The 11,423-nt window shown below is 68.5% G+C and carries 8 protein-coding genes and 2 pseudogenes; 7 read left to right on the forward strand and 3 right to left on the reverse strand.

Going from position 1 to position 11,423, the window contains the following annotated elements; genetic code table 11:
• Positions 1–160: 160 nt before the first annotated feature.
• Complete coding sequence (locus QP089_RS02545; protein ID WP_285909528.1) at positions 161–1,168, forward strand: hypothetical protein; 1,008 nt, start codon at positions 161–163, stop codon at positions 1,166–1,168.
• A 561-nt stretch (positions 1,169–1,729) separates the two neighbouring features.
• The gene (locus tag QP089_RS02550; RefSeq protein WP_285909529.1) at positions 1,730–2,044 is read left to right on the forward strand and encodes a hypothetical protein; all 315 of its coding nucleotides are present in this window, start codon (positions 1,730–1,732) and stop codon (positions 2,042–2,044) included.
• Between the two features lie 186 nt (positions 2,045–2,230).
• Here QP089_RS02550 and QP089_RS02555 read toward each other — a convergent pair whose 3' ends face one another.
• The 3 genes from QP089_RS02555 to QP089_RS02565 all read right to left on the reverse strand — a co-directional run bounded on the left by QP089_RS02555 (position 2,231) and on the right by QP089_RS02565 (position 6,624).
• Positions 2,231–3,724: a DnaB-like helicase C-terminal domain-containing protein gene (locus QP089_RS02555; protein ID WP_285909530.1), complete on the reverse strand. Its 1,494-nt coding sequence runs from the start codon at positions 3,722–3,724 to the stop codon at positions 2,231–2,233.
• 366 nt (positions 3,725–4,090) lie between these two features.
• Positions 4,091–6,118, reverse strand: coding sequence for a hypothetical protein (locus QP089_RS02560; protein WP_285909531.1), 2,028 nt, complete (start codon positions 6,116–6,118; stop codon positions 4,091–4,093).
• A 125-nt stretch (positions 6,119–6,243) separates the two neighbouring features.
• A complete protein-coding gene (locus QP089_RS02565) occupies positions 6,244–6,624 on the reverse strand; it encodes a hypothetical protein (RefSeq protein WP_285909532.1) in 381 nt (126 codons plus the stop codon).
• Positions 6,625–7,078: 454 nt separating this feature from the next.
• On the opposite strand from QP089_RS02565, the gene QP089_RS49100 reads away from it, so the two are divergent.
• The 5 genes and pseudogenes from QP089_RS49100 (at position 7,079) to QP089_RS02590 (ending at position 11,111) form a co-directional block, all read left to right on the forward strand.
• A complete protein-coding gene (locus tag QP089_RS49100; RefSeq protein ID WP_512699672.1) occupies positions 7,079–8,185 on the forward strand; it encodes a TniQ family protein in 1,107 nt (368 codons plus the stop codon).
• Between the two features lie 316 nt (positions 8,186–8,501).
• A complete protein-coding gene (locus QP089_RS02575) occupies positions 8,502–8,789 on the forward strand; it encodes a transposase (protein WP_285909534.1) in 288 nt (95 codons plus the stop codon).
• Between the two features lie 8 nt (positions 8,790–8,797).
• A pseudogene (locus QP089_RS02580) lies at positions 8,798–9,364 on the forward strand (IS3 family transposase); the annotation flags it as partial.
• Positions 9,365–9,443: 79 nt separating this feature from the next.
• Positions 9,444–10,816, forward strand: a pseudogene (locus QP089_RS02585) (IS30 family transposase).
• Between the two features lie 64 nt (positions 10,817–10,880).
• On the forward strand, positions 10,881–11,111 hold the full coding sequence (locus tag QP089_RS02590; protein WP_285909535.1) for an integrase core domain-containing protein: 231 nt from the start codon (positions 10,881–10,883) through the stop codon (positions 11,109–11,111).
• The last annotated feature ends 312 nt before the right edge of the window (positions 11,112–11,423 follow it).

The raw sequence follows: 11,423 nt of genomic DNA on the forward strand, positions 1-11,423 counted from the left end.
TGCCCCTGCGAGCTGCGTGAACCTTCGCCCACGGTAAACGACGCTCTCCCGGCCGGCCCGCAGCTCGGGCACAGCGCCACCACCCCAACTACGGCCACGTCCAAGACGGCGACGTCTGCGGCGGGCAAGAACTGTCACTCCCGTTACTACGGTCGGCGACATGAGCCTCACTCAGGGTTTGGTGTCGCCGCGCACCCCGCTGCGGCGGTTCCTGGATCGAGAGCTGTCGGCCGGGGTCCGCCGTGTGCGCGCCACCTACCGATCCCGACTGCCCACCCGTCCGCTGATCCTGCCCGGCCCCGGCGTCGGCTACGAGGCCGGTACCATCGGCACGGCTATCGACCAGCGGCTGCGGCTGGCGTTCACCTGCAGCGCGCCCGTCGACGCGGCCACCCTGCTCGGCGTGGACGGATGCGTCCTCGCCGCGGAGCGAAGCGGAGACCCGGCGGTGCGCGCCATCGCCGACACCGGCCGGCACCTGATGGCGGAGCTGGCCGCCGCGGTGCAGTCGATGCGCCTGGACGACCGCCGCGAGCTGATGCTGCGCGCCGACCAGGACGAGGAGCACCTGGCCCGCCTGCTGCTGGCCGCCGCCTGGTACGCGGTCAATCTGCGCAACCCGTTCGCGTTCGGCGACACCCCGCTGTGCAAGGCCGCCCACGCCCGCCCCGAAACCTTCGATCTGGCGGCGCTGCTGGCCGTCCCGCACCGCGACCTGGTCGCAGACCTGCTCGCCCAACTCCACCGCGCCCAGAACGGGCCGCTGGACCAGCTGCGCGCCGCCACCACGCCCGGCCGGTGCCGGCCCGGCCCGACCTTCGACGGCAGAGCCCACGTCTCCGCCGACGCCGACCTGATCGCCGACGGGCTGCTGCTGGACTTCAAGAGCACCCGCCGCGTCCACCACTTCCCGCTGCCGGCGATCCTGCAGCTGCTCGGCTACGTCCTGCTCGACCTCACCGACTCCCACGCCATTGACACCGTCGGCCTCTACATGACCCGTGCTGGCGCCCTGATCACCTGGCCGCTGGAGGACTACCTGGACCTGCTGGGCGCCCGCCGCCGCGAGCTGGCCGAGCTGCGCGCAGCCTTCGCCCGCCTGCTGACCTACCCCGGCTGCCGCGCCGACGACGACCCGCTCCCCGAGCAGCTCGCCGGGGTCGAGTAGCTGCTGGCCGACCTCGCCCCGGTTATCGCCGACGGCTGCTGCCGCGTCTGCGCCCGACCGCTCGTCCGCCCCATGGTCAGCCCCGGACGGCCGCGGCTGTACTGCTCGCCGTTTTGCACCGACCGCGCCAAGACGCTGCGCCACCACGGATGGCTGTAGGCGACCTGCCGAGCGCGCCCGCAGCAGGCGTCGCCAAGCCCGCGCGTTCGGGTTCACCATCGGCACCCGCAGCCGGCATTGAGATGAGCGCTCCGGCGGGGCGCCCCGCTCTGCGCACCAGCACCTCGCCTGCCTTGCCGGGCAGGTCCACCGTCCAGACCCGCCCTAACCAGGCCCCATGGTCTTGGGACTGGTTCGTGGTTCTGGGGCGGGCGGCCGCGGGTGATCGTTCGGGCTACTGGCGGCGGCGCCATTGGATGATTTGATCATGTGAGCCAACTCGCTGATGATGACGTGAACCGGGCGCGAGGTGCCCAGGCCGGTCGGGGCGAGAGGTCGGATGGGGCCGCTGCGTCGCGCCCGGGCGTGTTCGAGGCTCCACCGCACCGGGGGCTCGCCTGCTTGGAGGCGCTGGAGGTTGAAGGCGTCGCCCCGAAGGCGGGCGAGTGCGATCTCACGCCTGATCTCGGCGTCGGTTGTGGGTGCTGGTTCGGCCTGGCGTCGTGGAGTTGGTGGCCGGGCTGGGCCAACGGGCTGGAAGCCGCGGCGTGGATCCGGGGTGTGCTGCAAATTCTTGGTCGGCGGGAGGGTGGCGATGACCGCCTTTCGATGGCGGATCTCGGCGATTACAGGGTCGACGTCGGCAGATGTTCGGCGACACAACGGGCAAGAACGCGCGTAGTGGCCGTGGCGGCAGTCGGGGCGGCCGTGGAGTGAATCGGCAAGTGCGGCGCGGTTCTCCAGGCACTCAGTGGTTGCCGGGAGAAGATCATCATTCTCCATGTACACGCGGTTAATCGTGCAGAGATACCGGTGATCGACGGGAGCGATTTGCGCCGCGATTACCGCCGGAACGGTAGAACTTGGGTTCTCTATCGACCTCCGCCGACCTTCGCGTACCGGTTAGTCTTCTTCTTCGGTTTCTTCCTCCTTTTCATCTGCTGGTACTGCTGGACTCGGCCACGCCATGTCGACGAAGCGGCTGTAGTGCCCTTGGAAGGCCACGGTGATGGTCGCGGTCGGACCCTGGCGATGTTTGGCCAGGAGCAGGTCGGCTTCCCCCGCACGAGGGGAATCACGGAAGTAGGCGTCTTCCCGGTGCAGCAGGATCACCAGGTCGGCCGCGTGCGCGATGGCGTCGGATTCACGTAGATCAGCGAGTATGGGGATCTTGTCTGTGCGCTGCTCGGGGCCGCGGTTGAGCTGGGCGGTGACCACAATCGGCACATTGAGCGTACGGGCCAGCGCCTTGATGCGGCGGATGATCTCGTTGACCTCGCTCTCGCGGGTCTCGCCCGGGAAGTCGGGCTCGATCAACTGGAGATAGTCGACGGCGATCAGCCGCGCGTCGTAGTCGTGCGCCAAACGCGTCGCTTCGTCGCACAACGCCCCGATGCTCAAAGCTCCGGTGTCGTTGATCATCAGCGGTGACTCGGCGACTTGCTGCATCTTTCCCGCAAGGCGAGTCCAGTCGCTGTCGTTCATCGTCCCGCTTCGCATCGCGTGCAGGGCGACTCGAGCCTCGGCGGACAAGATCCGCATCTCCAACTCGACGGTCGGCATCTCCAGACTGAATAGCGCCGCGGGGATCTTGTGCTTGATGGCAGCGAACCGCAGCAGGTCGAGTAGCAGCGTCGACTTCCCGAGAGCGGGACGTGCTCCGATCACGGTGAGGGTCCCAGGGCGAAGACCGCCGGTCAGAGCATCCAAGTCAGCGAACCCGGTCGGGACACCGATGCCGACGCCACCGCACGAGCCGATGGCTTCAATGGTCTCCAGACAATCGAGCATGGAATCGCTCACGAACCAGGTCGGGTCGGCGGGACCTGGCCGCCGTGCTCGGCCGATTGACGAACGACGAGACTGTCGGACGAAGGAGGCGACCACCTCCGGGGTGACCAGAAGACCATGCGGGTGTTCCGCCCAGGCAAGCACACCATCCAGAACCCGTTGCAGGGTGTCCTTGTCGTCGATATCGGAATCAAGGACAAGTCCGGCCTCGTGATTGCGGTCCCAGCCGCCGCGGGTCAGGTTGGCCGACCCGATGTAGGCGGCTGCACGGCCGTTCCGATCACGCGAATAGTAGGTTTTGGCGTTCTGCCAGCCGACGGAAGGTGTGGCCAGATGGATGGTCGCGGTCTCCCCGAAGTCGGCTGTGACAGCGGACAGTAGCCGCAGGGCGCCGGGATCGGTCTGTTCAGGATTACCGCCCAGTACGGCGTGGAACCGGCCGCCGCGTTCCAGCAGGGCGGCTACCGGCCCACTGAGCGATTCCACCCCCGGCAGGGTGAGGAAACTGGTGCGCAGCGCCGCCAGTTCGGCGGTGTCGAGGCGGGGCACCAGCCAGTCGGCGAGGTCCGCCGACGAGCCATCCAGGACGGTGTCGAGATAGCGCATGGCCCGGGAACCTACGCTGTCCTCCCCCAGGCCGGTGGTGACATGAGCGGATACTGGTGCGGGTTTGGCTCGGCCGTTCCAGCCGGGCGCCGTCCCCGTGCCCGGGTGCAGGTTGGCTCATCGCGATATGATTTGACCTTGGTCGGTGACGTCAGCCATATCTACATCACGGCACTAACCGCCGTTCCCGTTCCGCCAGGACCGCACGAAATCGGCCAGAGTGCGTCGTGGACATGGCGGTGCGGTTGACCGGCGGCCCGGTTGATTGCCCATGACCACGTTGGTGCCCGCGGCCAGGGAGCGGAAATGCTTCTGGTCCTCGCAGGGCCGCCGCCGCGGCGGCCCTGCGACTCCCACGCCGGGGAGTCACCGGGCGCTCTGGGGCAAAGTGGTGTCGCCGCCAGCGTTGTCGACGCTCTCGTCGTCCGAGGCCGGGCCGGCGAGTGGAACCAGGTCGACACGGCCATCGTCCAGCGCGGTGAACCGGTGCTGCGGGTTCTGCAGGTCGGCGGTGTGGTCGGTGACCGGCCAGGCCACGCCGAAGGCGTGTGCGTGCGGGCACCACAGCACCAGGCGGCCGAACGGGTCGTAGCCGTGCCGGGTTCCGGCGTCGAGTTCGTGCCGGTAGAACAGCGCGGCCAGCAGGCCGGCGTGCTCGCCGTCGTCGGCCGACGGCCCCCACCAGGACACGGTCGCCAAATAGGCCGCAGCGTCCGGAGCCGCGTCCGGGGCTGCCTCGATACCCGCGTCGGCGGAGGCATCGGGGGCGGGGAGCGGTAGCGGCGCGGGGCCGGGCGCGTCGACCCGGGCCGGGATCCACTGCTGCAGTTGCGCGTGGCCCCCGATCTGCTGCCGGTGGTGCAGGGCGATGCGGTCGGCGGCGTGCGCGAGCGCGGCCGTCAACGCGGGAGACTGGCCGGTCTCGGCGGCATGGTCGTGGGCGGCGCGCACGGCGAGCAGGTCGCGCACCGCCATCGGGTACAGGTACGGCTCCTCGTGCGCCACGAGCCGGGTGACCAGGGCGCGGTCGGCGTCGGTGGGTACGGGCATGACGCGGATCACCGCGTCCCGCTCGCTCGTACCGACTGGGTCCAGGTAGCCGCCGGTCAGGAGGTGGTGGGCGTGGGCGGCGACCCAATCGCGCGCCACCCGCAGAGCCGCCCCAGGAAGAGCCGCCTTCCGCGCAGCGGTCTCCCCCGCAGCCTCCGCTCGCGCGGGCGGCTGCTCGCCGGCGGCCGCGTCCTGGACCGCGGCGTCCTGGACCGCGGCGTGCAGCACCGGCAGGTGCTCCAGGTCGGCGGCCAGCTGCTCGGGGTCCCAGGGCACCTGGACCGGACGCTCGTGCGCGGTGAACCGCGCGACCGTGTCGGCGGTGTAGCTGCTGCGGGGATAGATCTCCAGGCGGCGGCCGATCAGCGCGTCGATGTCCTCCAAGTCGGCGCGTTCGACGCGCGGGTCGCTGAGCGGGCCGCCGGACGGCCGGTCGGCGCGGCGGTCCAGCGCGGCGGTCAGCCGGTGCCGCTGGCGGACCAGGGCAGGCGCGTCGGCGAGCGCGTCGGCGTCGGTGATCGCGAAGCCGAGGTAGTACGCCTTCGGCAGCACGATCAGGCGGTTGTCCTCGTTCAGGGACGGGCGTGTGGTGGACAGGAGCGCGAACCAGAACGCGCGGCGCGCCTGCTCGGTGCTGAGCCGCCCGGTCGCCATCAGGTGCGCGGCGATCTCCTCGGCCCAGACGGTGGGGGGCAGGGTGGCGCCGTCGGGCATCGCCAGCACCACCACGGTGCGATGGGCCTGCACCGCCCCGCCCGGGTCCCTGGGGATGCGCGCAATGCCCGGCGTGTGCGTCTTCCTCGCACCGCCCCTGCCGTCGGGGTGGGTGAACGCGTCCGTCTGGTCCGCGGGCAACGGCCCGTCGAAGATGCGGACGTGCAGGTCGCTCGGGGTGTAGCCGGGCCGGTCTAGGCGCACCAGCTCATCGGTGGCCCGCGGTAGCAGCGCGGGCAGCGGCGGCAGGTCCACCCACATCGGCACCGGCAGCCGGTACTCCTCCGACAGCGCGCCGCCGGCGCGCACCGCGCGGCCGGTGATGGCCGCCCACAGCGCGATGGTCTCGGGCCGCCACAGCGGCCGGACCTTGGGGATCGTCCACCAGTCCCGGACGTGCCGGTCGCCGTGCACGGAGAAGAACCCCGCGGTGCCCTCGCCCTCGGCCAGCAGGAAGGCCGGGACCGGCAGCGCGTCGGCGGCCGCGGCCGCGGCCGGGTCGGCGGCGCGCCGGCGGGTGGCCTGCCACCAGGTCCGCGCCTTCTCCTTGCCGACCCCGGTGTAGGCGCGGACCTGCGCCAGCCCCCACAGCGCGCCCGGCCCGAGCGGCGCGTCCGACTCGTTCTCCATGCGGTTTCCACTGCTGTTCGAGGCACTGTTTGAGGCACTGTTCGGGGTGCTGTTCAGGCTGTTGTCGCCGGTACCGTTGCCGGTGCTGTTCTCGCTGTCGCCGGGGACCGCGGGGCCGCGCAGGGTCATCGGGCGCTCCCGTCGGTGGTGCTGGTCGGCGCGCCGGGCCGGGGCCCGTAGCCCTCCTCGGTGCCGGTGGCCGCGCAGCAGCCCGGGCAGCGCGGCAGGTCGGCGTGGTGGTAGGCGCCGCGCCGGAACCGGCCGTCGTGGCCGCACTCCGCGGCGGCGTCCACGGTCGGCCAGGTGACCGCCTCGAAGCCGCGCGGATGCGCGGAACCGGGGTCGTCGGCCGCCGTCAGCGCGTGGAACTGCGGCCCCGCCCCCAGGTTGATCAGCCACACCCACGGCGCCGGGCGCTCTCCGCCGCCGGGACGCGCGGCCCCGGCTGCGGTACCGACCGGCGTACCGACCGCGGGCCCCGGGTCCCGCACCCGCTCAGCGGTCATCCGACTGCTCCCTCCGTGCCACCGTCCCCGGCTGCGACCTCAGTGGCCGGAGCCGCGTCGATCATCTCATGCCTCGCGGTCATCCGACCGCTAATGCGCGCCATTGCCCTGGAATCTCGGTCAGGTGGCCCGATAGGGCTGGCGGCGGCCCGGCGTATCGGGTCACTTGGCCGCGATCCTGGGCATCGCATTGCGGGCTGCGGTCGGCTCACCGCACGCCGAGAGATGGCAGAGTTGGTTGACCGAGCTCTCGAAGAGAGTGCGGTCAGGTGCCTGGAAATGGGTTCGGGAAGGGAAGCTTCCCGGACCTTACTTCGGGTAACACGGGTTCGGCCGGACCGTCGAGCCGTGTGTGTCAGTTGCCACTGAAGGTTTCAGTCCGCCACCCAAGATTTCAGCGATCCTTCAGCGGGAGGCCGTTCGACCACCGAAGATTTCAGTGGAGGTGGTTTGCATGCGGCGGCTGGGGGCGCGCAGGCTCGCGTACGTGCCGGCGCCGCTGGAGAACGAGTCGCTGTTGAGCTGGCTCGACCAGGTCACGGCGGAGTTCGGCGTCAGCCGCCCTGGAGCGGCCGAGATGGTCGGGTTGTGGAGCAGGGGCCGCAGCCCGTTCCACGTGCTGGGCTCGCAACTTCCGGGAGAGGTCCTTGAGCGGGTCACCGCGACCACGGGGCTGACGGCAATCCGGCTTGAGCAGATGACCTTGTGGAGGTACCGGCGCTCAGCCTTCCTGTTGCGGACGTCCGGTCAACGGCAGATCCTCACTACCCCGGGCGAGTGGGTTCATGCTCAGACCTCGCTGGTGTGCCCGGAATGTTTGGCGGGCACCGGTGGCCGCTGGTTGTTGCCGTGGAAGCTGGGGTTCTCCTTCGCGTGCGTCGCGCATGGTTGCTACTTGTTGGCGGGCTGCAGGTGCGCAAAGGGTCGTGCATCTCGGGCGCCATGGCCCAGGTTTCACAGCACTGGTTCGGTGCGGCGGGGGGCCTCGAGTTGTCCTGATTGTGGTCGATGGCTTGGGGATCTGGAGGCGCCGCGAGTGCGCAGTGACGAGGTTCTTCGAGGTCAGAGGGGCATCGACTGTCTGTTGGATGCCCCTGCTGATGGGGATGAACTCAGGCAGGTCTTCCGTGACCTCAGGTGGCTGGCCACCGTGGCTCTGGCCTACGCCGATGGCGCCGTGGGACTACTCGCCGGAACGGATCAGCAGTTGATTGATCGGTTGGCGCGGCACGCCGACTTGCCGAGTGAGGAACGTGGTCTGGTCGCGGCGGACACCGACGTGCTGTTGAGAGCGGCCGGGTTGGTCGCTGCTGCCCGTGTCGTCTTCGCCGATAGCTTGTTGACCGGTGGCGTCTGGTTCTTCGAGGAAGCTGGCGCATGGAATGAGTTGGTGTTCCCCCTGGATGAGCGAACAGGGGCGGGGAAGTGGGCTCGCGATCTTAGTCTGATCGTGGGCAGGGCGGGGGGCCGCGAAGATCTCATCAACCTCACCGAGCGGCATCAAGTGCCGCCGTCCAGGTGGCTTCGCCCGTCGGCGGGCCGGGGGTCGGAGACGGTGTGAGCGAGGGCGCGGCGTTGGTCAGTCGGACACGTCGTCTGGCCTAAGCTTCGACGCCTCTGAGCCAGTGTCTCCCGCACCTTCTTCTACTCCAACCCGCAAGCCCGAGCAGCTATCGCGGACGCCATCACCGGCACCAATCTGCAGCAGAAGACGCGGATCTGACCGCTCAAGACGCCGAACAAGAAGCCTCCTGGCGGGAACGCGCACTCAACGCCGAGGACGCGCTGAAGGCCGTTCACACCGAGATTGAGCTTCCCCCCGTTCCACGGACACCCGATCTGAGTTGACCTTGATTAACTTGGGAAGGAAGTGTCTCGTGCCACCACCTCATCCGCCCGAGTTCCGGCGCCGCGCCGTGGAGCTGGCCCGGACCGGCGACAAGTCGGTTACCGCGCTGGCCAAGAGTCTGGGTATCAGCCAGTCGTGCCTGAGCAACTGGGTCCGTCAGGCCGACATCGAGGAGGGCGACCTCGACGGTCTGAGCGCCGGCGAGCACAAAGAGCTGGTCGAGCTGCGCCGAAAGGCCCGGCAACTGGAATTGGAGAACGAGATCCTCAAGCGGGCGGCCGCCTACTTCGCTCGCGAGAACGTGTTCCCAAAATAAGGTACTCGCTGGTCCGTGAGCTCGCCGAGAACGACATCCCCGTCGCGGTGGCCTGCCGAGTGCTGGGAGTCTCCCGGTCCGGTTACATCGACTGGCGCGGCAGGCCCGCCTTCATCCGCGAGCAGCGCAATACTGAGCTGGTGAAAATCATTAAAGAGATCCACGAAGAGTCCCGCCGGAGCTACGGCTCGCCGCGTGTGCATGCCGAGTTGACGCTCGGACGGGACGAGCAGGTGAACCGCAAACGAGTGGAACGACTCATGCGGGAAGCCGGGATCCAGGGGATCCACCGGCGCAGGGGGCGCCGCAACCCGGTCAACGAGGCGACCGAGGAGGACCTGGTCAAGCGGGCCTTCGACGTCCGGGCACCCGACGTGCTGTGGGTCACCGACATCACCGAGTACCCGACCGTCGAGGGAAAACTGTACTGCGCCGCCGTGCTGGACTGCTTCTCCCGCCGCATCATCGGCCATTCCATCGACATCCGCCAGACCACAAAGCTCGTGGTCGATGCGATGGCCGCCGCAGTCGCCCGCCGCAAACCCACAAAGGACACCACGATTCTGCACTCAGATCGCGGAACACAGGGCGGATTCAACCGGTCGTCGCAACACCTCGATCTCGGAGGTGTTGATGGGTCGGCCAGCTGGGTGGATGCAGGCTTTGACGGGGCGGTCACCGATGAAGTCGCCGGGTGCGCCGGCGCATCGGCGGGAGATCGAGCGGGTGTTCTGGCGGGAGATCGCGAAGGGGCTTCTTGCGGAGGAGGCGGCGGCTGCGGTCGGGGTGTCGCAGGCTGTGGGTGGCCGGTGGTTCCGGCATGGTGGCGGCATGCCACCGATGGATCTTGCCCCGCTCTCCGGCCGGTACCTGTCCTTCCACGAGCGGGAGGAGATCGCGATCTGGAAGGCGCAGGATGTTGGGGTTCGGGAGATCGCCCGGCGGCTTGGCCGCCATCCGTCGACGATCTCTCGGGAGCTTCGGCGCAACGCCGCGACCCGCGGCGGCCGGCTGACTACCGCGCGTCGGTCGCGCAGTGGAAGGCCGATCTGGTGGCCCAGCGCCCGAAGGCAGCCAAGCTGGCCACTAACGATCGATTGCGCCAGTACGTGCAGGAACGGCTGTCGGGTCAGATCCACGGGCCGCAAGGAGCGGTGCTTGGGCCCGAGGTCGGGCCGTGGAAGGGCGAAACAAGCCACACCGAGGAGACCGCCGGTGGGCGACCGCCTGGAGCCCGGAGCAGATAGCGGGCCGGCTCAGGGTCGACTTCCCCGATGATGAGTCCATGAGGATCAGCCACGAGGCGATCTACCAGGCCCTATACGTCGAGGCCCGTGGCGCGCTCAAGCGCGAACTTGTCGCCTGCCTGCGCACTGGTCGTGCGCTGCGGGCTCCCCGAGCCCGCTCCAAGCGCAAGGCGTGGGCTCACGTCACACCCGAGGTGTTGATCAGCGAGCGCCCTGCCGAGGCCGATGACCGCGCCGTCCCCGGGCACTGGGAGGGCGACCTGGTGATCGGGTTGGAGCGGTCGGCGATCGGCACGTTGGTTGAGCGCACGACCCGTTTCACAATGCTGGTCCACCTGCCTCGCCAGAAGGGATTCGGCGTCATCCCGCGGACCAAGAACGGGCCGCCGCTGGCCGGCTACGGCGCCGAGACGATGAAGAACGCCCTCGCCGCCACCGTCAGTGCCCTACCTGAGCAGCTGCGCCGGTCACTGACCTGGGACCGGGGCAAGGAGCTGTCAGCACATGCCCAGTTCACGATCGAGACGGGCATCCCGGTCTTCTTCGCCGACCCGCACAGCCCGTGGCAGCGCGGCACGAACGAAAAGCATCAACGACCTACTCCGCCAGTACTTCCCGAAGGGCACAGACCTGTCCCGCTGGAGCGCCGACGACATCGCGGCAGTCGCGGCCGCTCTCAACGCCCGCCCCCGTAAGACCCTCGGCTGGAAAACACCTGCCGAAGCCCTCAACGATCACCTACTATCACTCCAACAAGCCGGTGTTGCGACGACCGGTTGAATCCGCCCAGTTCACTTCCTGGACGTTCGGGAAGCGGCTCCGGGACGCCGGGCTCCTCGGCTCGATGGGCACCGTCGGCGATTGCTACGACAATGCCATGATGGGGTCGTTCTGGGGCTCGATGCAACTCGAACTCCTCGACACCAGGACATGGCAAACAAGAGCCGAACTCGCTGCTGCCGTGTTTGAATGGATCGAGTGCTGGTACAACCCATTCAGAAGGCATTCCAGCCTCGGAATGCTGAGCCCGGTGGACTACGAGGAACGGCACCGAACCTCGATCACGACCGCCTGACCCATCTCACCCCGGCTGTCCGTGCTACGGGGGGAACCTCATTATGATATGCAATGAACGTCCTGAAGTAGGCCCCACGCAAATCTGAGAAAAGTCGACTTACTGGAATCTGCTGTCCGGGCCTCGTAGGTTGAATAATGTCCCCAGGAATCAATCCTGTCATATCGACAGAATCTATCCTTTATCTCATTTTCGAGAAAGTTCCATGGCATTACATCACTCATCTCGCAGGAGTTAGTTCGCTCATCAAAACCGGCCTTATACAAAAATCTTCCCCCATCCGCAAACGACGCGCGGAAGATGAAGCCAGGC

The organism is Actinomadura opuntiae, assembly GCF_030283205.1.
In the GTDB taxonomy this organism is placed as follows: Bacteria; Actinomycetota; Actinomycetes; order Streptosporangiales; family Streptosporangiaceae; genus Spirillospora.